The sequence below is a fragment of the Hydrogenophaga aromaticivorans genome (assembly GCF_013387465.1).
Classification (GTDB): Bacteria; Pseudomonadota; Gammaproteobacteria; order Burkholderiales; family Burkholderiaceae_C; genus Hydrogenophaga; species Hydrogenophaga aromaticivorans.
This window is the reverse complement of the sequence record NZ_VYGV01000006.1, coordinates 1106980-1127506: the sequence shown is the minus strand read 5'-3', so window position 1 is coordinate 1127506 and position 20527 is coordinate 1106980. Positions and strand designations below refer to the sequence as shown.

Annotated in this window: 17 protein-coding genes; 3 read left to right on the top strand and 14 right to left on the bottom strand. The window is 66.7% G+C overall.

The annotated features are described in order from the left end of the window. Positions 1-5: 5 nt before the first annotated feature. The 9 genes from speB to gabT all read right to left on the bottom strand — a co-directional run bounded on the left by speB (position 6) and on the right by gabT (position 9425). Positions 6-962 (bottom strand): agmatinase, encoded by a 957-nt coding sequence (speB, locus tag F3K02_RS09765; protein WP_177135359.1) that lies wholly within the window; start codon positions 960-962, stop codon positions 6-8. Positions 963-969: 7 nt separating this feature from the next. Continuing rightward, positions 970-1575 carry a GNAT family N-acetyltransferase gene (locus tag F3K02_RS09760; RefSeq protein WP_177135358.1) on the bottom strand — a complete coding sequence of 202 codons (606 nt, stop codon included), beginning with the start codon at positions 1573-1575 and terminating at the stop codon, positions 970-972. An 11-nt stretch (positions 1576-1586) separates the two neighbouring features. Beyond that, on the bottom strand, positions 1587-2429 hold the full coding sequence (locus F3K02_RS09755) for an isocitrate lyase/PEP mutase family protein (protein ID WP_218179382.1): 843 nt from the start codon (positions 2427-2429) through the stop codon (positions 1587-1589). Positions 2430-2457: 28 nt separating this feature from the next. Then, positions 2458-3276, bottom strand: a complete 819-nt coding sequence (locus F3K02_RS09750; RefSeq protein ID WP_177135357.1) for an ABC transporter permease — start codon at positions 3274-3276, stop codon at positions 2458-2460. Positions 3277-3372: 96 nt separating this feature from the next. Next, positions 3373-4680, bottom strand: coding sequence for an ABC transporter permease (locus F3K02_RS09745; protein ID WP_177135356.1), 1308 nt, complete (start codon positions 4678-4680; stop codon positions 3373-3375). Beyond that, positions 4680-5711, bottom strand: a complete 1032-nt coding sequence (locus F3K02_RS09740) for an ABC transporter substrate-binding protein (protein ID WP_177135355.1) — start codon at positions 5709-5711, stop codon at positions 4680-4682. The genes F3K02_RS09745 and F3K02_RS09740 overlap by 1 nt, the downstream gene beginning before the upstream one ends. Before the next feature lie 46 nt (positions 5712-5757). Next, positions 5758-6840: an ABC transporter ATP-binding protein gene (locus F3K02_RS09735; RefSeq protein WP_177135354.1), complete on the bottom strand. Its 1083-nt coding sequence runs from the start codon at positions 6838-6840 to the stop codon at positions 5758-5760. 37 nt (positions 6841-6877) lie between these two features. Continuing rightward, the gene (locus F3K02_RS09730; protein WP_177135353.1) at positions 6878-8065 is read right to left on the bottom strand and encodes a CaiB/BaiF CoA transferase family protein; all 1188 of its coding nucleotides are present in this window, start codon (positions 8063-8065) and stop codon (positions 6878-6880) included. A gap of 61 nt (positions 8066-8126) precedes the next feature. Continuing rightward, positions 8127-9425, bottom strand: coding sequence for a 4-aminobutyrate--2-oxoglutarate transaminase (gene gabT, locus F3K02_RS09725; protein ID WP_177135352.1), 1299 nt, complete (start codon positions 9423-9425; stop codon positions 8127-8129). A gap of 145 nt (positions 9426-9570) precedes the next feature. Here gabT and F3K02_RS09720 point away from each other — a divergent pair, with 145 nt between their 5' ends. Beyond that, entirely contained in the window at positions 9571-10974 is a 1404-nt protein-coding gene (locus F3K02_RS09720) for an aminotransferase-like domain-containing protein (RefSeq protein WP_177135351.1), read from the top strand. A gap of 109 nt (positions 10975-11083) precedes the next feature. Here the strand turns inward: F3K02_RS09720 and F3K02_RS09715 are convergent, their stop codons facing one another. The 5 genes from F3K02_RS09715 to F3K02_RS09695 all read right to left on the bottom strand — a co-directional run bounded on the left by F3K02_RS09715 (position 11084) and on the right by F3K02_RS09695 (position 16634). Then, entirely contained in the window at positions 11084-12523 is a 1440-nt protein-coding gene (locus tag F3K02_RS09715) for a gamma-aminobutyraldehyde dehydrogenase (RefSeq protein ID WP_177135350.1), read from the bottom strand. A 48-nt stretch (positions 12524-12571) separates the two neighbouring features. Continuing rightward, positions 12572-13369 (bottom strand): ABC transporter permease, encoded by a 798-nt coding sequence (locus F3K02_RS09710; protein WP_177135349.1) that lies wholly within the window; start codon positions 13367-13369, stop codon positions 12572-12574. Beyond that, a complete protein-coding gene (locus F3K02_RS09705; protein WP_343067049.1) occupies positions 13359-14261 on the bottom strand; it encodes an ABC transporter permease in 903 nt (300 codons plus the stop codon). The genes F3K02_RS09710 and F3K02_RS09705 overlap by 11 nt, the downstream gene beginning before the upstream one ends. Positions 14262-14271: 10 nt before the next feature. Further along, positions 14272-15297, bottom strand: coding sequence for an ABC transporter ATP-binding protein (locus F3K02_RS09700; protein ID WP_177135348.1), 1026 nt, complete (start codon positions 15295-15297; stop codon positions 14272-14274). A 185-nt stretch (positions 15298-15482) separates the two neighbouring features. Further along, positions 15483-16634, bottom strand: a complete 1152-nt coding sequence (locus tag F3K02_RS09695) for an ABC transporter substrate-binding protein (RefSeq protein WP_177135347.1) — start codon at positions 16632-16634, stop codon at positions 15483-15485. Positions 16635-16863: 229 nt separating this feature from the next. Here F3K02_RS09695 and F3K02_RS09690 point away from each other — a divergent pair, with 229 nt between their 5' ends. Both F3K02_RS09690 and alaS read left to right on the top strand, forming a co-directional pair. Continuing rightward, a complete protein-coding gene (locus tag F3K02_RS09690) occupies positions 16864-17793 on the top strand; it encodes a LysR family transcriptional regulator (protein WP_177135346.1) in 930 nt (309 codons plus the stop codon). An 89-nt stretch (positions 17794-17882) separates the two neighbouring features. Next, positions 17883-20504, top strand: a complete 2622-nt coding sequence (gene alaS, locus F3K02_RS09685; protein WP_177135345.1) for an alanine--tRNA ligase — start codon at positions 17883-17885, stop codon at positions 20502-20504. The last annotated feature ends 23 nt before the right edge of the window (positions 20505-20527 follow it).

The following is a 20527-nucleotide window of genomic DNA, read 5'->3' as shown; positions in this document are numbered from 1 at the left end:
GGCATTCAGCGGTAGGCCACGCCGGGCAGCACGCAGAGCATTTCAAACAGCAGGTTGGCGCCGAGCAGGGCGGTGTTGCCGCTGGTGTCGTAGGCCGGGGAGACTTCGACCAGGTCGCAGCCCACGAGGTTCAAGCCGCGGCAGCCGCGAACGATCTCCAGCGCCTGCGGCACGGTGAGTCCGCCGATCTCGGGTGTTCCGGTGCCGCCGGCGTAGGCCGGGTCGATGCCGTCGATGTCAAAGCTGAGGTAGGTGGGCGTGTCGGGGCCGATCTTGTTTCGGATGTCGGCCATCAATGGCGCGAGCGACTGCCACCAGACTTCGTGCGCCGGCACCACGGTGAAGCCCTGCTGGCGCGGCCAGTCGAAGTCTTCGGCCGAATAACCGCTGCCGCGCAGGCCGATCTGCCAGACCTTGTCGCCGATCAGCAGGCCTTCTTCCACCGCGCGGCGGAACGGTGTGCCGTGCGCGATGGCTTCGCCGAACATGTCCGGGTTCACATCCGCGTGTGCGTCCACATGGATCATCGCCACCGGGCCGTGTTGCGCCTTCATGGCGCGCAGGATCGGCAGGGCGATGGTGTGGTCGCCACCGAGCGTGAGCGGGATGCAGCCGGCTTCGATGATCGGGCGGTAGTGCTGCTCGATGAGGTCCACCGACTTCAGCAGGTTGTAGGTGTTGATCGCCACATCGCCCAGATCGGCCACCTGCAGCGCATCGAAGGGCGCGGCGCCGGTGGCCATGTTGTACGGGCGGATCAGGCAGGACTCGGCGCGGATCTGGCGCGGGCCGAAACGCGCGCCCGGCCGGTGGCTGGTGCCGGTGTCGAGTGGCACGCCGATGAAGCCCGCGTTGAGGCCAGCCGCCGATGTGGCGACGGGCAGCCGCATCATGCTGGCCAGGCCGCCGAAGCGCGGCATGGCATTGCCGCCCAGCGGCTGGTTGAAAGCGGATTCGCTCATGGCGTTCTCAGGTTCGGGGGCGGGTCAGCTGGAAGTCCAGATGGGCTTTGACCGTCGGCCATTCGCTGGCCACGATGCTGTAGACGCAGGTGTCGCGCAGCGCACCGTGTGCATCGGGGTGGCGGTTGATCTGGTGCGAGCGCAACACGCCGTCGAGCTTGGCGCCCAGGCGCTCGATGCCGCGCCGGCTCTGGTGGTTGAAGAAGTGCGTGCGGAATTCCACCGCGATGCAGTCCAGCGTCTCGAACGCGTGGGTCAGCAGCAGGCGCTTGCATTCGGTGTTGAGCGGGCTGCGCTGCACGGCCGTGCGGTACCAGGTGGAGCCGATCTCGACGCGGCGGTTGGCGGCGTCGATGTTCATGTAGGTCGTCATGCCGACCGCCTTGCCGTTGGCGTTGAGCACGGCAAAGGGCAACATGCTGCCCGCCTTCTGCAGGCCCAGGCGGCGCTCGATTTCGGCCGCCATGCCCTCGGGCGTGGGGATGGCGGTGTACCAGAGCTTCCAGAGTTCGCCGTCGCGCACGGCTTCGACCAGGTCGTCGTGGTGCTCGGGCCGCAGGGGAACGAGGCGGACGTGTTGTCCGGAGAGGGTGGTGTCGGTGGTGAAAGGCATGGATTGCGAGATCACTGTGATCGGAAACGGGCACGCGCGGTGATGTCGTCCATCGCGAAGAACTCACAGAGCTCTGCGTCGGGGATTTGTTCGACAGCGTAGTCGAAACGCCCCTCGTCCAGCATCTGGCGTGACGCGCGGCGCAGGAGGCCCAGGCAGGCCCTGGCCAGACTGCCACCCACACTGATCCGGCGCGCTCCGGCCTGACGAAGATCGGCAACCGTCAATGAGGAACTGGCCAGGCCCATCACCACCGTCACCGGAGCCTGGACCTCGCTCACGAGGGTGGTAATGTCCTGAGCCTGAGTCAGACCCGGAACGAAAACGCAGTCTGCGCCGGCCTCGACAAATGCCTGACAGCGTTCGATGGCCATGGACAAGGCCTCGGTACCCCTCAGCAAACAGACATCGGTCCTCGCTGTCAGGACAAACCCAGCCCCAGTCGATCGGGCGGCCCGGATGCGGTCCACGGCCCGGGCCAGTTCGAACAGTCCGGAAGGTTCTCCAGCGCTCGTGTCTTCGATGTTGCCGCCGACAGCACCTGCCTGGATGGCCTTCAAGACGGTATCTGCCACATCGCTGGGCTCGCTGCCAAAGCCTGCTTCGAGATCGGCGCTGACCGGGATCGACACGGCCGAGGCGATTTGATGGATGGCGTCCATCATCTCGGAGCGGCCGATGGCTTGTGCGCCATCGGAAACACCCCGCGCGAATGCGACGCCGGCGCTGGTTGTGCCCAGCGCTTCAAAACCCTGCGCGGACAGGATGCGGGCACTGCCGGCATCCCAGGCGTTGGGCATCAGGAAGCAGCCGCTGCGGTGCAGTGACCGGAAGGCGGTGGTCTTGTCTGTCATGGCCATCGGCTCGGGCATCAGCGGTGCTTTACTTGCGACGACCGCGCAGCCATTCCAGCGTCAGCATCAACGCGGTTGTGAACAGGATCAGCAGCGTCGCCACAGCGGCGATGGTGGGTGAGATGTTCTCGCGGATGCCGGTGAACATCTGGCGCGGCAGCGTGACCTGCTCGGGGCCAGCCAGGAACAGCGTGACCACGACCTCGTCGAACGAGGTGGCGAAGGCGAACAGCGCGCCCGAGATCACGCCAGGGGCGATGACCGGCAGCGTGACGCGGAAAAAGGTCTCCAGCGGGCTCGCGCCCAGGCTCAGGCTGGCTTTCACGAGGTTGTGGTTGAAGCTCTGCAGCGTGGCCAGCACGGTGGTGACGACAAACGGCGCGCCCAGCGCGGCGTGCACGATCACGAGGCCCAGGTAGGTGTCGTTCAGCCCCCACTTGGCAAAGTACAGGTAGCTGCTCACACCCACCACCACGATCGGCACCACCATGGGCGCGATCAGCAGGCTGGTGATGAAGCCTTTGCCGAAGAACCTGGTGTTCGCCAGGCCCATGGCCGCCAGCGTGCCGAGCACGGTGGCCAGCAGGGTGGCGAGCGGCGCGACGATGAAGCTGTTCTTCGCGGCACGGATCCAGTCGTCGGAATGGAACATCTCGCGGTACCACTGCAGCGACCAGCCTTCGATGGGGTAGGCGAGGAACGAGCTGTCGCTGAACGACAGCGGGATGATCACCACCACCGGCAACAGCAGGTAGACGATCACGCCGATGCCGGCGCCGCGCAGGGCGAACCAGCCGAGCTTGTCGAGCAGGTTGTAGTAGGCGGGGAAGACGGGCAGGAGTTTCATTTTGTGAGAACGACCCGCCGGGCCGCCCCAAGGGTTGTTCGCTCCCCCGTGGGGGGCAGCGAGTACATGAAATGACGAGCGTGGGGGCTCATGGTTCTAGCCCAGGCTCAGCTCGGCCTTGGAGACCTTGCGGTACAGCGCATAGAGCACCATGGTGGCGGTCAGCAGCACGCCGCCGAGCGCGCAGGCCATGCCCCAGTTGACCTCGACGTTGGTGTACTGCGCCACGTAGTAGCTCAGCATCTGGTCGGCCGGGCCGCCGAGCAGGGCGGGCGTCACGTAGTAGCCGATGCAGGTGATGAAGACCAGCAGGCCGCCCGCGGCCACGCCGGGGTAGGTCTGGGGCAGGTAGACGCGGAAGAAGCCAGCCAGCGGCGTGCTGCCCAGCGAGATGGCGGCGCGCAGGTAGTTGGGCGGCACCGATTTCATGACGCTGTACAGCGGCAGGATCATGAAGGGCAGCAGGATGTGCACCATGGCGATGATCACGCCCAGGCGGTTGAAGAGCAGGGGAATCGGCGCGTCGGTGGCGCCGATCCAGATCAGGAAGCGGTTGACCAGGCCGTTGTTCTGCAGCAGCACGATCCAGGCGGCGATGCGCACCAGCACCGAGGTCCAGAACGGCAGCAGCACCAGGATCAGCAGCACGTTGGCCTTGCGCTCGGAAAGCGTGCTGAGCCAGTAGGCGAGCGGATAACCCATCAGCAAGCAGAAGAAAGTCACCACGGCGCTCATCTGGAAAGTGCGGCCGAGAATGTCGCTGAAAGCGGCCTCGCCTTCGCCCACGCGCTCGATGTCGCCCTGGGCGTTGCGCTTGAAATCGAGCGCGGCGAGCAGGTAGTCTGGTGTCCAGCGCGAGCTGTTTTTGGCGATGGTCTGCCAGTAGGGCAGTTCTTCCCAGCGCGCGTCGTGTTCAATGAGTTTGCTGCGTGCTTCGTCGGCACTCAGGTTGTCGCCCAGCGGCAGGGCGCGGTAGGTGCCCATGACCAGCGATCGGGCGCCGGCCACCTCGCTGTTGAGGCGGCGGGCCAGCACGCCAGCCTGGGCGGTTTCTTCGATGGCACCCAGGTCCGCCAGGATGGCGGCGTAGGCGGCGGCCGGCGGCGGGCTGTTGCGGTCCCAGTCGGCCAGCGCCTGCCCGGTGTGGGGCAGGACGTCGGCCACTTCGGGATTTTCAACCGCCCGCACCAGCAAAGAACCCAGCGGAACCAGAAAAAACACCAGCAAAAAGACCAGCAGGGGCATGGTCAGCGCCAGGGCGCGCAGCTTCCTGCGCCGTTCGGCGCGGTGCAGCTGCGCGGCGAGGGTTCCCCCCGTCACGGCCTGGCCGGTGCCCCCTGCCGGAGCGGGTCGTTCCAGGGTGGCCCCTGCGAACGGCTGGAGTTCGGTTCCGCTGGCGCTCATCACTGCGCTGCCCAGGCGGAGAAGCGCTTCTCCAGGGCTTCACCCTGGTCGGCCCAGAAGCCGATGCCGAACTGCAGCGCGTCCTTGCTGTTGGCCGGCGAGGTGGGCAGCATGCCCAGCACCTTGGCGTCGAGCTTGGTCAGGGCCTTGTTGTTGGTCGGGCCGTAGCTGATGTTCTTGGCGTATTCGGCCTGCGCGTCGGGCGAGCTGGCCATGGCGATGAACTTCAGGGCGGCGTCCTTATTGGGCGTGCCCTTGGGCATGACCCAGTAGTCCAGGTCGTAGATGCCGCCGGTCCAGGTGATCTTGAGGTTCTTGCCTTCGCGCTGGGCAGCGTCGATGCGGCCGTTGTAGGCGGTGGTCATGGCCACGTCACCGGCGACCAGGAACTGGGGCGGCTGCGCACCGGCTTCCCACCACTGGATGTTGGGCTTGAGTTCGGTCAGCTTCTTGAACGCGCGCTCGGCGCCTTCCTTGGTCGCCAGCACCTTGTAGACGTCGGCGGTCTTGACGCCGTCGGCCATCAGGGCGAATTCGAGGTTGTAGCGGGCGCCCTTGCGCATGCCGCGCTTGCCGGGAAATTTCTTCACGTCCCAGAAATCGGCCCAGGTGGTGGGCGCGGTCTTGAGCTTGTCGCCGTCGTAGGCCATCACGGTGGACCAGACGAAGGTGCCGACGCCGCACTCGTGCACGGCGGCTTTCTGGAAGTCGGCCTTGTTGCCGACCTTGGCCCAGTCCATCTTCTCGAACAGGCCTTCGTCACAGCCGCGGCTCAGGTCCGGGCTCTCGACTTCCACCACGTCCCAGGTGACTTTCTTGGCTTCGACCATGGCCTTGATCTTGGCCTGTTCGCCGTTGTATTCGACGGCGGTGATCTTGCCGCCACCGGCCTTTTCGTAGGCCTCGAAGTAGGCCTTTTTCTGGGCGGCACCGTTGGCGCCACCGAAGTTGACGACGGTGAGCTGGCTCTGGGCCATCACCGGCAGGGCGACCATCATGGCCGCGGCCAGGAAAACGGGTTTCAGTTTCATCGGATTGAACTCCAGGGGTTGAGGAACGGGGAACGGGAAATCGGGTTCAGCGGTATATACGGAGGTGTTCGGGCGGGATGTGCAGGTGGACGGCCTGGCCGGGGTCCATGTGTCCCAGGTGCTGCAGCGGCACCTTGACGCTGATCTCGGGCTGGCCGCTGACCTGGCAGCGCAGGCGCAGGTGGTCGCCGAAATAGATCACGTCGCCGATGGCCGCGCCCAGGCGGTTGCCAGTGGGCCCGCTGCCGTTCACCACGGTGATGCGTTCGGGCCGCACGCTGCACTGCACCGTCTCGCCGGCCTGAGCCTGGTTGACGTTGACGCCGGTCAGCCGCGTGCCGTCGGCGAGCGCCACCTCGCAATGTTCGCCCGTGGTCTGCACCACCTGGGCGTCAAGCACGGAGTTGTCGCCCACGAAGCTGGCGACGAAGCGGTTGGACGGTGTTTCGTAGAGCCGGTCGACCTGGTCGATCTGCTGGATCACGCCTTCGCTGAACACCGCCACGCGGTCCGACATGGTGAGCGCTTCCGACTGGTCGTGCGTCACGTAGACGAAGGTCACGCCCAGGCGGCGGTGCAGCGCCTTGAGCTCCAGCTGCATGTGCTCGCGCAGCTGCTTGTCGAGCGCGCCCAGCGGCTCGTCCATCAGCACCAGCTGCGGGTCGAACACCAGCGCGCGAGCCAGCGCCACGCGCTGCTGCTGGCCGCCCGAGAGCTGGCCGGGAAAGCGGCTGCCCATGTGACCCATCTGCACCATGTCGAGCGCGCGCTTGACCTTGGCTTCGACATCGGCCTTGCCGAGCTTGCGCACGGTGAGCGGGTAGGCGATGTTGTCGGCCACCGTCATGTGCGGGAACAGGGCGTAGTTCTGGAACACCATGCCGAAGTTGCGCTTGTGCGGCGGCGTGCGCGTGATGGGCACGCCGTTCAGGCTGATCTCACCCGAGGTCGGCGACTCGAAGCCCGCCAGCATCATCAGCGTGGTGGTCTTGCCCGAGCCCGAGGGGCCGAGCAGCGAGAGGAACTCACCCTTCTGGATCTCCAGGTTCAGGTCGCGGACCACCAGGGTGTGGCCATCGTAGGTTTTCTGCACACCGGTGAAGGTGACGAGTGCGTTGCTGGTGGTCATGGGCGCGATCGGGTCGGAAAAGTGGACTGAAGGAGATTCAGGACTGGTCATGCAACCATCGTGCCTGGTGGGCGCCAAGGACGGGTGGCGGCAGGTCGGCGACGGGGCGTTGCCCGTCCAGCACCATGGGATTGGCGATCATGGGTGGCACTGTGGCACTTTCGGGCCTTGTGCGCAAACCGCGCGCCGCCACATGCGGGTGCGCCATGACTTGAGCAATGTCAAGAATCGGCGAGCAGGGCACGCCGGCCACATCCAGCCGATGTACCCAGTCGGCGGTGTCGCGCTGCAGTGTCCAGCCGGTGAGCAGTGGCACCAGCGTGGCGCGGTGCTCCACGCGCGCCGGGTTGGTCGAGAAGCGCGCGTCGCGCGAGACTTCCGGGTGGTCGCAGGCTTCGCAGAAGCGGGCGAACTGGCCGTCGTTGCCCACGGCGAGCACCATGTGGCCGTCGCGTGTGGGGAACACCTGGTAGGGCACGATGTTCGGGTGCGCGTTGCCCATGCGCGTGGGCGTTTTGTTCCCGATCAGCTGGTTGCTGGCCTGGTTGGCCAGCATGGCCACCTGCACGTCGAACAGCGCGGCGTCGATGTGGCGTCCCTTGCCGGTGCGCGCGCGTTCGTGCAGCGCGGCCAGTATGGCGGTGGTGGCGTAGACCCCGGTCATCAGGTCGGTCACGGCGACGCCGACCTTCTGCGGCTCTTCACCCTGGTTGCCGGTGATGCTCATCAGGCCGCCTTCGGCCTGGATCGCGAAGTCGTAGCCGGCCTTGTGCGACAGCGGGCCGGTCTGGCCGTAGCCGGTGATCGAGCAGTAGATCAGACGCGGGTTGATGGCCTGCAGGCTGGTGGCGTCGAGCCCGTACTTGGCGAGCTGGCCGACCTTGTAGTTCTCTATCAGCACGTCCGCTTCACGCGCCAGTTCGCGCACCTGCTGGATGCCTTCGGCGCCGGCTATGTCGATCGCCACCGAGCGCTTGCCGCGGTTGGCACAGACGAAATACGCGGCCACGCGCCCGGCGCCTTCGGCCCACCAGGGCGGACCCCAGCTGCGGGTGTCGTCACCGGCGCCCGGGCGTTCCACCTTCAGGACTTCGGCGCCGTAGTCGGCCAGCAGCTGACCGGCCCAGGGACCGGCGAGCACACGCGAGAGGTCGAGCACACGCACGCCCGCGAGCGGGCGGGGTGCTGCGCTGCTTGCGCCGTCGGGGGGCTGATCGTTGCTCATTGGGATACCTTCGCCCTGCGGGCTGCGGTGCGAGCTTGCTTGGGGCGGCCCGGCGCGGCGCTCATGCGCCTTGCAGCGCGTCGAGCGAGGCAGCGATGATCGCCAGGCCTTCGTCCAGCAAGGCGTCGCTGGCGGTCAGCGGCACCAGGATGCGCACCACGTTGCCGTAGGTGCCGCAGGTCAGGATGATCAGGCCGCGTTTCGTGGCTTCGGCGGCGAGGGCCTTGGTCAGGTCGGCGTCGGGCTGGTGCACGTCACCGTTCTTGCACAGCTCCATGGCGACCATGGCGCCCAGGCCGCGCACGTCGGCGATGCAGTTGTGCTTCTTCGCCAGCGTCTGCAGGCTGGCGGTGATGCGCGCGCCGACGTCGCGGCTGCGTTGCAGCAGGTCGTGTTTTTCAAACTCGTCGAGCACGGCCAGGGCTGCGGCACAGGCCATCGGGCTGCCGGCGTAGGTGCCACCCAGGCCGCCAGCGGCGGGCGCGTCCATCACTTCGGCGCGGCCGATCACGGCCGAGATCGGGAAACCGCCGGCCATCGACTTGGCCAGGGTGATCAGGTCGGGGGCGATGCTGCTCTGTTCGCAGGCGAACCAGGTGCCGGTGCGGCCGGCGCCGGTCTGCACCTCGTCGCAGATCATCAGGATGCCGTGCTGGTCGCACAGCGCGCGCAGGCGCTGCATCAGTTCGGGCGGCGCCACGTTGAAACCGCCTTCGCCCTGCACCGGCTCGATGATGATGGCCGCCACGCGGCTGGCTTCGATGTCGTTCTTGAAGATGGATTCCACCGAGGCGATCGCATCGTCCACGCTCACGCCGTGGAGCGCGTTCGGGAAGCGGGCGTGGAAGATTTCGCCCGGGAACGGACCGAAACCGGTCTTGTACGGCGCGACCTTGCCGGTCATGCCCAGGGTCAGCAGGGTGCGGCCGTGGTAGCCGCCGGTGAAGGCGATCACGCCCGAGCGGCCGGTGTGGGCGCGTGCGATCTTGATGGCGTTTTCCACCGCTTCGGCGCCGGTGGTCAGGAACAGGGTTTTCTTGGTGAAGTCGCCCGGGGCCTTGGCGTTCAGGCGCTCGGCCAGTTCCACGTAGGGCTCGTAGGCGAGCACCTGGAAGCAGGTGTGGGTGTACTGGTCGAGCTGGGCCTTCACGGCCTCGATCACGGCCGGGTTGCGGTGGCCGGTGTTGAGCACGGCGATGCCGCCGGCGAAGTCGATGTAGCGGCGGCCTTCCACGTCCCAGATCTCGGCGTTTTCGCCCTTGGCGATGAAGATCTGGTGGCTGTGGCCGACGCCGCGGGGGATGGCGGCCTGGCGGCGGGCCATGAGCATGGCGTTGGTGGCTTGGGATTCGCGTTGCATGCAGGGGGCTCCGATCATGAAGAAATTTCAGACTGGGGCGGACTGTAGGGCTCGCGGGCCACCGCTAACATATACAGACAGTGCCTGCACAGCGATGCACTGTGCAGCCCTACGGACCTGTACACATTTACCCTGATAGCCACCGATGTTCACCCTGAACCCCAAAAGCACCAGCCCGCTCGTGGTGCAGATCGTCGAGGGGTTTCGCGACCTGATCCAGAGCGGCAACCTGCGTCCGGGCTCCAAGGCGCCCTCCATCCGCCAGTTCGCCCACGCCCACGGTGTGAGCGTGTACACCGTGGTCGACGCCTACGACCGGCTGGTCGCGCTGGGCTATTTCGTCTCGCGCCCGCATTCGGGCTTTTTCGTGCGCAAGCGCGAGGGCGTGGCGCCGCAGGCGCCCGGCACCGTGCCCGCCGAGACGGCGAACTACAACTTCGACTCCATGTGGTACCTGCGCCGGGTGTTCGAAGCCCGCGCGCTGCGCATGAAGCCTGGCTGCGGCTGGTTGCCGGGCAACTGGCTGTTTGAGGAAGGCCTGCGCCGCAGCCTGCGCACGCTGGCGTCTGAAAACGTGGACCTGGGCGGCTACGGCGAGCCCAAGGGTTTTGCGCCGCTGCGCCAGCTGGTGCGCGACCTGCTGGCCGAGCAGGAGATCGCCGTCAGCGCCGACCAGGTGCTGCTCACGCAAGGCTCCAGCCAGGCCATGGACCTGGTGGCGCGCCGCCTGGTGCGCCCGGGCGACGCGGTGCTGGTGGACGACCCCGGTTATCCCAACCTGCTGTTTTCGCTGCGTTTCCTGGGCGCCCGGCTGATCGGCGTGCCGCGCACGCCGGCCGGCTACGACCTGGCCGCGCTCGAAGCCCTGGTGCTGGAACACAAGCCCAAGGTGTTTTTCACCCAGCCGCGGCTGCAAAGCCCCACCGGCTCGGTGGCCAACCTCGCGCACCTGCACCGGGTGGTGCAGCTGGCCGAGCAGCACCAGTTCACCGTGGTGGAAAACGACATCTACGCCGACCTCGACCCCGAGCCCAGGCCCTCGCTCGCCAGCCTCGACCAGCTGCAGCGCGTGGTCTACATCAGCAGCTTCTCCAAGACCATCTCGCCCAACATCCGCGTCGGCTTCCTGGCCGCGCCGCCCGATCTGCTGGAGGACTTTGCCCAGCTCAAGATGATTTCGGGCCTGACCTCGTCCGAGTTCAATGAGCGCCTGGCCTACGGCGCGCTGGTCGACGGACGTTGGCGCAAACACCTGCGCAGCCTGCGCGAGCGCCTGGCGCAGGCGCACCAGCGCGTGGCCCAGCAGCTGGAGAACCTGGGTTTCGAGCTGTTCTGCGAGCCCAAGGCCGGCATGTTTCTCTGGACGCGCCACCCCGACATCGCCAACGCGACCGAGCTGGCCTACAAGGCGGCGGAACAGGACATCCTGCTCGGCCCCGGCCACCTGTTCGCGCCCGACCTGCAGCCCAGCCCCTGGTTCCGCTTCAACGTGGCGTTCACCGAAGAGCCGCAGGTGCTGGCTTTTTTGAAGGCGCAGAGCAAGGGCTGAGAGCGCTAGCCAGGGGCACCGAGGAACCGGCTTTGCCGGGCCTCTGGTGCCGCCCCCCTCCCGCCGAAGGCGAGAGAGGGGGGTGACGCGAAGCGGCTCGGGGGGTGTCTCAGTGCTTGACCATGATGTGTCGCACGCAGCTGTAGTCTTCCAGCGCGTAGACCGACATGTCCTTGCCGTAGCCCGAATGTTTCATGCCGCCGTGCGGCATTTCGGACACCAGCATGAAGTGGGTGTTGACCCAGGTGCAGCCGTACTGCAGGCGCGAGGCGATGTTCATGGCGGAGCCCACGTTGCCCGACCAGACCGAGCTGGACAGCCCGTACTCGGAGTCGTTCGCCCAGGCCACGGCCTGTTCCGCGTCTTTCACGCGGGTGATGGACACCACCGGGCCGAACACCTCGCTGCGCACGATCTCGTCCTCCTGCAGCGCGCCGGCGATGACCGTGGGTTTGTAGAAAAAGCCCTTGTTGCCCACGGTGCTGCCGCCGGCCGTGACCTCGGTGTGGGCCAGCTGGGCCGCGCGGTCAACGAAGCTGGCCACGCGGTCGCGCTGGCGGGCCGAGATCAGCGGGCCCATCTCGACGCCGGGCTCCTGCTGGCTGCCCACCTTGATGGACGAGACGGCACTGCTCAGGTCGGCCACCAGTTTCTCGTAGATGCCTTCCGTGGCGTAGACGCGGCAGGCAGCGGTGCAGTCCTGGCCCGCGTTGTAGTAGCCGAAGGTGCGCAGGCCTTCGACCACTTGCCCCAGGTCGGCGTCGTCGAGCACGATCACCGGCGCCTTGCCACCCAGCTCCAGGTGGGTGCGCTTGATGCCGCGCGCGGCAGCTTCCATGATCTTGCTGCCGGTCGAGACGTCGCCGGTGAGCGAGGCCACCCGGATGCGCGGGTCTCGGATCAGGGGCGCGCCCACCGAGTCACCGCGGCCGCAGACGATGTTGACCACGCCCGGCGGCAGGATGCCGGCCAGCAGTTCGCCGAAGCGCAGCGTGGTCAGCGGTGTGTTTTCCGAGGGCTTGAGCACCACGGTGTTGCCCATGGCGATGGCCGGGCCGAGCTTCCAGGCGGCCATCATGAGCGGGTAGTTCCAGGGCGCGATGGAGGCCACCACGCCCAGTGCGTCGCGCCGGATCATGCTGGTGTGGCCCGCCAGGTATTCACCCGCCAGCGGCCCCGACATGTTGCGGATGGCGCCGCCAAAGAAACGGTAGACATCGGCGATGGCGGGGATCTCGTCGTTGCGCGCGGCGGACAAGGGCTTGCCACAGTTCAGCGATTCCAGCATGGCGAGTTCGTCACCGTGGGCTTCGATGGCATCGGCGATCTTGAACAGGTAGGCGCTGCGGTCGCGCGGCGTGAGCGCGGCCCAGGCGGGGAAGGCGGCGCTGGCCGCGTCCACCGCCAGGCGCAGCTGGTCGGCGCTGGCCTCGCGCACCTCGCACAGCAGTTCGCCCGTGCTGGGGTTGAGGATGGGTTCGACGCGCCCTTCGCCGGCGACGCTGTGGCCATTGATCAGGAGCTGGGTGGTGAAGCGGGTGGCAGCCATGTCGGGTTCCAGAGGTGGGTTGAAACAGAGCGGACGGGAGCGGGGTGTTCAGCTGGCGTTCGGGCTGGCGTCGCCGTCGCGCGTGAGGCGCCAGGCCAGCAGGATCAGCGGCATGGTGATGACCATGATGACCAGTGCCACCACGTTGGTGATGGCCGCTTCGCGGGGGCGCCCGAGCTGGCCCATGAGCCAGATCGGCAGGGTCTTGTCGGTGCCGGCGGTGAAGGTGGTCACGATGAGTTCGTCCACCGACAGGGCAAAGGCCAGGATGCCGCCGGCCAGCAGGGCCGTGCCGAGCTGCGGCAGGATGATGTGGCGCAGCGTGGTCAGGGTGTCGGCACCGAGGTCCATCGACGCCTCCCACAAGCGGTCGGGCAGGCGCCGCAGGCGGGCCACCACGTTGTTGTGCACGATGACCACGCAGAAGGTGGCGTGGCCGACCACGATGGTCCAGAAACCCGGGTTGACCTCCATGAGCCGGAAGGCCGAGAGCAGGGCAATGCCGGTGACGATGCCGGGCAGGGCGATCGGCAGGATCAGCAGGGTGGTGAACGCGTCCTTGCCGAAGAAGCGGTCGCGGTTCAGGGCCGCGGCGGTGAGCGTGCCCAGCACCATCGCGATGATGGTGGCCATCGCGGCCACCGCCAGCGAGAGGTAGATCGCCTCGTGGATGTCGGTGCGTTCGAGGGCGCGCGCGAACCAGCGCAGGGTCAGGCCTTCCATGGGGAAGCTGTAGTTGCTGTCGGCGCTGTTGAAGGCGTACAGCGCGATGAACAGCAAGGGCAGGTGCAGGAAGGCCAGGCCCGCGTAGGCGGCGATGCGCAACAGGGTGGGTTTAGAGCGCATTGAAGGCCCCCAGTCGGCGCGCCATGGCCAGGTAGATGGTGATCAGCACGATGGGCACGCAGGTGAAGGCCGCCGCCATGGGGATGTTGCCGATGGTTCCCTGCATGGTGTAGACCATGTTGCCGATGTACAGGCCCGAGGGGCCGACCAGCTGGGGAATGATGTAGTCCCCCAGCGTGAGCGAGAAGGTGAAGATGGAGCCCGCGACCACGCCCGGGAAAGCGAGTGGCCACAGCACGTTGCGGAAGGTCTGGAACGGGCGGGCACCGAGGTCGCCCGAGGCCAGCAGCAGGTTGGCCGGCACGCGTTCGATGGCGGCCTGGATCGGCAGCACCATGAAGGGCAGCCAGATGTAGGTGAACACCAGGAAGCGGCCGAGGTTGGAGGTGGCCAGGGTGTCGCCGCCGATCACCGGAATCGCCAGCACCGCCTGCAGAACGCCTTGCAGGCCCAGTGCATTGATCACCCAGTAGATGACGCCGCCCTGCGCCAGCAGCACGGTCCAGGCGTAGGCCTTGACGATGTAGCTGGCCCACATGGGCAGCATCACGCCGACATAGAAGAAACCCTTTTCCGCCGGGCTGGCGTGGTGGGCCATGTACCAGGCCATGGGAAAGCCGATGAGTGCGGTGGCCAGCGTCACGGCGACGGCCATGCCCAGCGTGCGCAGCACGATGTCCAGGTTGGCCGGCACCAGCAGGTTGGCAAAGTTGTCGGTGGTGAACTCGGCCACCACCGACATGCTCATGTCGTCGAACACGAAGACGCTCTGGCTCAGCAGCGTCAGCAGCGAGCCCAGGTACACCACGCCAAACCACAGCAGCGGCGGCGTGAGCATCAGCAGCAGCGTGAGCGTGCGCCGCTGGTAGAAGAAGTTGGAGAGGGTGCGCACGGCGGTGGCCTCAGGCGTCCAGCATCACCATGTGCTGCTCTGCCCAACTGAGGGCGACCCGCTGGCCCGCCCGGGTGTGGGCGGCCAGCGCCGACGCGGCTTCACTTTCTGCCTGCAGGGCGGTGATCACCTGTCCGCCGACCTGCACTTCCAGCCGCTGGCTCGCACCCAGGAACTGGATGGCCAGCACCTCGCCCTCGACCTGCAGTCGGCCGGCGGCAGCGGCGGTGCCCGCCGGGTGCATGGCAATGTGTTCCTGACGCACGGCAAACGCCTGTGGCCGGCCCGTGAGCGACTGTGCCAGCGCGGTGTCGATCACGTTGGCGCTGCCGACAAAGTCCGCCACGAAGCGCGTGCGCGGCCGGTGGTACAGCTCGCGCGGGCTGGCGATCTGTTCGATCCGGCCCTGGTTGAACACGGCGATGCGGTCCGACATGGAGAGCGCTTCGCCCTGGTCGTGCGTCACATAGACGAAGGTGATGCCCAGCTTGCGGTGCAGCACCTTGAGCTCCACCTGCATCTGCTCGCGCAGCTTCATGTCCAGCGCGCCCAGGGGCTCGTCCAGCAACAGGATGCGCGGCCGGTTGACCAGGGCCCGCGCGAGCGCCACGCGCTGGCGCTGGCCGCCCGAGAGCTGGGCCGGTGTGCGTTCGGCGTGGTCGGGCAGGGCCACCATGGCCAGGGCCTCGCGGGCCTGGGCATGGCGCTGGGCCCTGGGCACCTTGCGCACCATCAGACCGTAGGCCACGTTGTCCAGCACGTTCATGTGCGGGAACAGCGCGTAGTCCTGGAACACGGTGTTCACGTCGCGCTCGTAAGGCGGTGTGCCCGAAGCTTCCTGGCCCATCAGGGTCAGGCTGCCCCGGCTCGGTTGCTCAAAGCCGGCCATCAGCCGCAGCGAGGTGGTCTTGCCGGAGCCCGACGGCCCCAGCATGGAAAAGAACTCGCCTTCCTGCACGGTGAAGCTGACACCGTCCAGCGCCTTCACGTCGCCGTAGTGCCTGGAAACGTCCTTGAACTCGATGGCGTCGGTCATGCAGAAATCTTCAGTCAGGGGTGCGGTTCGGTTGACCGTGTTGTCGCAGCGAAACTCAGCGAGGGCGCGAGGTCTTCCTCAGCCAAGGGCACCGCCGGCCCGGCTTCGCCGGACGGCCAGTGCCGCCCCCCTCCCGCCGAAGGCGAGAGAGGGGTGACGCGAAGCGGCGCGGGGGGTGATTCCTTCTACCTTCCGCCCATGATCGCGATGTAGTCCATCGCCCACTTGGCATACGGCACGCAGCTGCCTTGGCTGGCGCACTTGGCCTGGGGGGTCTTCCAGAACTTGATCTTGTTCAGGTCGTCAAAGCCGTTGACCTTGCAGAAGTCGCTGCCGCCGGGGGCCTTGGCCTTGCAGGCGGCGGGCGTCACCGGCACGGTGCCGAACCACTCGGCCAGCGGGGCCTGCAGCTTATCGCTCAGCTGATGCTCCATCCACTGGTAGGCGCAGTTCACGTTCTTGGCGTTCACATGCAGCATGGTGGTGTCGGCCCAGCCGGTGGCGCCTTCCTTGGGCACCACGGAGGCAATGGGCTTCTTCTCGCCCTTGAGCGAATTCACCATGAAGCCCCAGGAGCCCGAAGCCGCGACGCCTTCGCTCTTGAAGTCGTTCATCTGCACCGTGGCGTCGTGCCAGTAGCGGTGGGTCAGCTTCTTCTGCCCGCGCAGCAGCTCCAGCACGGCGGCGTACTGTTTTTCATTGAGTTCGTAGGGGTCCTTGATGCCCAGCTCGGGCTTCTTGGACATCAGGTACAGCGCGGCGTCGGCGATGTAGATGGCGCCGTCGTAGGCCTGCACGCGGCCCTTGTTGGACTTGCCGTCGGGCAGGTTCTGTTCTTCGAACACCACTGACCAGGAGTCGGGTGCCTTCTTGAAGACGTCGGTGTTGTACATCAGCACGTTGGGGCCCGACTGGTAAGGCACGCCGTAGTGTTTGCCGTCGACGGTGTGCCAGGCCGCGTTCTGCAGGCGGGGGTCGATGTTCTTGTAGCTGGGCACCAGGCCCACGTTCACTTCCTGCACCAGCTTGGAGGCGATCAGGCGTCCGCTGGCGTCGCCCGAGGCGGTCACGATGTCGTGGCCACCCGCCTTCATCAGGGCCACCATCTCGTCGGAGGTGGCGGCGGTCTTGACGTTGACCTTGCAACCCGAGGCCTTTTCAAAGCTGGTGGTCCAGTCGTAGGCCTTGTCGGTTTCGCCGCGTTCGATGTAGCCTGCCCAGGCAATGATGTTGAGCTGTCCCTCACCCTTGCCAACGGCCTTGGGCGGAGCTGCGAGGCTGGAGGCGGCGGAGGCAACCGCCAGCAAACCAACGAGAAGTGTGCGGGTCTGGGACATAGGAACTCCTGACAGGGGGTTGGAGCGCGCTGGTGCGAGCCTGAGAGGCATCTTAGGTATTGCCCCTGTGCAGAACCATACCGGGCAAACAATAGAATCCATCGGTAAAACAGAAACCTCGCACCAGGAAGCGCTTTTTTAGGGGGTTACCCTGCGCCTTAAAGCGGTGCATTTGCGGGTTTACCCTTTAATTGGTCCAAAAGAGTGCCTGAAATGGCGAAATGACCCGATGAGCACCTCGTTCAAGAGCATTCGGTATTTCATAGCGGTCGCGGAATCGGGCTCCATCTCGGCCGCTATCCACGAGCTGGGGGTTTCGCAATCGGTGGTGTCGCAGGCCATTGCGCAGATGGAGGCCGATCTGGGCACCTTGCTGTTCGAGCGCCGGGCCCGCGGCATGTCGCTCACCCACGCGGGCCACCAGTTCCTGCGCCATGCGCACCAGATCGACGTGGCCATGCGCAACGCACGAGACGCACTGGCCTCGCGGCCGCACACCGTCACCGGCAGCCTCAATGTGGGCGTGACCAGCCTGATGGTGGGTTACTACCTGCCGTTCCTGCTCGACCGCTTTCGCCGCGTGTTCCCGCGCATCCAGGTGCAGATCACCGAAGACCGGCGCGACTACCTGGAGCACCTGCTGATCAGCGGCGAGCTCGACGTGGCGCTGATCGTGGTGTCCCAGTTGCAGAACCGCCAGGCGCTGGAAACCGAAACCATCCTGCGTTCGGGCTGGCGGGTGTGGCTCCCTGTCAACCACCGCCTGACCGGCGAGGAAAAAATCGAGGCCACCGAGCTGGCCCGGCAGTCGCTTGTCCTGTTGCAGGTGGACGAGTTGGGTGACGCCACCACCGCCTTGTGGAACGCTGGCGGTGCGGACCCCACGGTGCTGATCCGCACCTCGTCGGTGGAAGCCGTGCGCAGCCTGGTGGCCACCGGCGCCGGCTGCTCGGTGTTGCCCGACATGCTTTACCGGCCGTGGTCTCTGGAGGGCGACCGCATCGAGGCCCGGCCGCTGGCCCACACCTTGCCGCATCTGGAGGTGGGTCTGGCCTGGCGCAAAGGCGCCGTGTTGCCGGAGTCGCTGAGCAATTTCCTGACGGCGGTGCGCCCCACGCTCGAAGGGCATGCGCCGGGCGGCGTTGGCCACGTCCGCTAGCTGCCTGCCCGCAGGCGCGCTCGGCGCCCCGGACGCCCGGTCGGGCGATAATGTAAAGCTGTTCAGAACCTGCACGAAGCACCACCGACATGACCCGCCCAGCCTCCGTTGCCGACATCCGCAAGACCTTCCTGGACTTCTTCGCCTCCAAGGGCCACACCGTGGTGGCGTCCAGCCCGCTGGTGCCGGGCAACGACCCCACGCTCATGTTCACCAACTCGGGCATGGTGCAGTTCAAGGACGTGTTCCTCGGCACCGACAAGCGCCCCTATGTGCGCGCGGCCTCGGTGCAGGCCTGCCTGCGCGCCGGCGGCAAACACAACGACCTGGAAAACGTGGGCTACACCGCGCGCCACCACACCTTCTTCGAGATGCTGGGCAACTGGTCGTTTGGCGACTACTTCAAGCGCGAATCGCTGAAGTGGGCCTGGGAGCTGCTGACCGAGGTCTACAAGCTGCCGGCCGAGCGCCTGCTGGCCACGGTGTACGAAGAGGACGACGAGGCCTACGACATCTGGACCAAGGAAATCGGCCTGCCGCCCGAGCGCGTGATCCGCATCGGCGACAACAAGGGCGGCCGCTACAAGAGCGACAACTTCTGGATGATGGCCGACACCGGTCCGTGTGGCCCCTGTTCGGAAATCTTCTATGACCACGGCGACCACATCCCGGGCGGCCCTCCCGGCAGCCCCGATGAAGACGGCGACCGCTTCATCGAGATCTGGAACAACGTGTTCATGCAGTTCAACATGGACGAGACCGGCGCCGTGACGCCGTTGCCCGCGCCCTGCGTGGACACCGGCATGGGCCTGGAGCGCCTGGCCGCCATCCTGCAGCACGTGCACAGCAACTACGAAATCGACATCTTCGACGCACTGATCAAGGCCGCCGGCCGCGAGACCGGCACCGCCGACCTGAGCAACCCCTCGCTCAAGGTGATCGCCGACCACATCCGCGCCACGGCGTTCCTGATCAGCGATGGTGTGATCCCCAGCAACGAAGGCCGTGGCTACGTGCAGCGCCGCATCGTGCGCCGCGCCATCCGCCACGGCTACAAGCTCGGGCAGAAAACCCCGTTCTTCCACAAGCTGGTGCCCGATCTGGTGAAGGTGATGGGCGAGGCGTATCCGAACATGGCGTCCCAGGCGCAGCGCATCACCGAGGTGCTCAAGGCCGAGGAAGAGCGCTTCTACGAGACCCTGGCCAACGGCATGGAAATCCTCGACGCCGCCCTGGCCGAGGGCGCGAAGGTGCTGCCGGGCGATGTGGCCTTCAAGCTGCACGACACCTACGGCTTCCCGCTCGACCTGTCGGGCGACGTCTGCCGCGAGCGCGGCCTGACGGTGGACGAGGCCGGTTTCCACGCCGCCATGGAAGCGCAGAAAGCCAAGGGCCGCGCGGCCGGCAAGTTCAAGATGGACAAGGCGCTGGAGTACACCGGCGCCGGCAACAGCTTCGTCGGCTACGAGCAGCTCGAAGCGCCCGCCAAGGTGGTGGCCCTGTACCTGGACGGCACGGCCGTGGCCGAACTCAAGGCCGGCCAGCAGGGCGTCGTGGTGCTGGACACCACGCCGTTCTACGCCGAGAGCGGTGGCCAGGTGGGTGACGAAGGCGTGATCACCAGCGGTTCGGCGAAGTTTGCCGTCGGCGACACGCAGAAGATCAAGTCCGACGTGTTCGGCCACCACGGCGTGATGGAGCAGGGCACGCTCGCCGTGGGCGACACGGTGACCGCCGCGGTGGACACCGCCCAGCGCGCCGCCACCGTGCGCAACCACTCGGTCACGCACCTGATGCACAAGGCCCTGCGTGAGGTGCTGGGCACGCATGTGCAGCAGAAGGGCAGCCTGGTCGACGCCGACAAGACACGTTTCGACTTCACGCACAACGCGCCGGTGACGGACGCGCAGATCCGCGAGATCGAGCAGCGCGTGAACGCCGAGATCGTGGCCAACGCGGCGACGCAGGCGCGCGTGATGGACATCGAATCGGCTCAGAAGACCGGCGCCATGATGTTGTTCGGCGAGAAGTACGGCGAGACCGTGCGCGTGCTCGACATCGGCTCCAGCCGCGAACTCTGCGGTGGCACGCACGTCGGGGCCACGGGCGACATCGGCTTTTTCACCATCACCGCCGAAGGCGGTGTGGCTGCGGGCGTGCGCCGCGTGGAAGCGGTGACGGGCCTGAACGCGCTGGCCTACGTGCAGGGCATGGAAGCCACGCTCGGCGGTGTGGCCGGCACGCTCAAGGTCACGCCCGGCGAGGTGCCCGCGCGCGTGGGTGCGCTGCTGGACCAGATGCGCGATCTGGAAAAGGAAATGAGCGCGCTCAAGAGCCGTCTGGCCTCGGCACAGGGCGACGAGCTGGTGAACCAGGCGGTCGAGGTCAAGGGCATCAAGGTGCTGTCGGCGGTGCTGGCCGGTGCCGACGCCAAGGGCCTGCGCGAAACCATGGACAAGCTGAAGGACAAGCTCAAGTCGGCGGCCATCGTGCTGGCCGCGGTGGACGGCGGCAAGGTGCAGATCGCCGCGGGTGTGACCGCCGACGTGATGGGCAAGGTCAAGGCCGGCGAGCTGGTGAACTTTGTGGCCCAGCAGGTGGGCGGCAAGGGCGGTGGCAAGCCCGACATGGCCATGGCCGGCGGTACCGATGCGAGTGGACTGCCCAAGGCGCTGGCTTCGGTGCAGGCCTGGGTGGCCGAGCGGGTGTGATCGCCTGCGCGCCTGTCAGCGAT

Coding starts and splice junctions, on each gene's coding strand:
- F3K02_RS09745 (WP_177135356.1), bottom strand. CDS start 4,680: ATGAGCGCCAGCGGAACCGAACTCCAGCCGTTCGCAGGGGCCACCCTG.
- F3K02_RS09740 (WP_177135355.1), bottom strand. CDS start 5,711: ATGAAACTGAAACCCGTTTTCCTGGCCGCGGCCATGATGGTCGCCCTG.
- F3K02_RS09735 (WP_177135354.1), bottom strand. CDS start 6,840: ATGACCACCAGCAACGCACTCGTCACCTTCACCGGTGTGCAGAAAACC.
- F3K02_RS09760 (WP_177135358.1), bottom strand. CDS start 1,575: ATGCCTTTCACCACCGACACCACCCTCTCCGGACAACACGTCCGCCTC.
- F3K02_RS09690 (WP_177135346.1), top strand. CDS start 16,864: ATGAGCACCTCGTTCAAGAGCATTCGGTATTTCATAGCGGTCGCGGAA.
- gabT (WP_177135352.1), bottom strand. CDS start 9,425: ATGCAACGCGAATCCCAAGCCACCAACGCCATGCTCATGGCCCGCCGC.
- F3K02_RS09720 (WP_177135351.1), top strand. CDS start 9,571: ATGTTCACCCTGAACCCCAAAAGCACCAGCCCGCTCGTGGTGCAGATC.
- F3K02_RS09700 (WP_177135348.1), bottom strand. CDS start 15,297: ATGACCGACGCCATCGAGTTCAAGGACGTTTCCAGGCACTACGGCGAC.
- speB (WP_177135359.1), bottom strand. CDS start 962: ATGAGCGAATCCGCTTTCAACCAGCCGCTGGGCGGCAATGCCATGCCG.
- F3K02_RS09715 (WP_177135350.1), bottom strand. CDS start 12,523: ATGGCTGCCACCCGCTTCACCACCCAGCTCCTGATCAATGGCCACAGC.
- F3K02_RS09695 (WP_177135347.1), bottom strand. CDS start 16,634: ATGTCCCAGACCCGCACACTTCTCGTTGGTTTGCTGGCGGTTGCCTCC.
- F3K02_RS09750 (WP_177135357.1), bottom strand. CDS start 3,276: ATGAAACTCCTGCCCGTCTTCCCCGCCTACTACAACCTGCTCGACAAG.
- alaS (WP_177135345.1), top strand. CDS start 17,883: ATGACCCGCCCAGCCTCCGTTGCCGACATCCGCAAGACCTTCCTGGAC.
- F3K02_RS09730 (WP_177135353.1), bottom strand. CDS start 8,065: ATGAGCAACGATCAGCCCCCCGACGGCGCAAGCAGCGCAGCACCCCGC.
- F3K02_RS09755 (WP_218179382.1), bottom strand. CDS start 2,429: ATGACAGACAAGACCACCGCCTTCCGGTCACTGCACCGCAGCGGCTGC.
- F3K02_RS09710 (WP_177135349.1), bottom strand. CDS start 13,369: ATGCGCTCTAAACCCACCCTGTTGCGCATCGCCGCCTACGCGGGCCTG.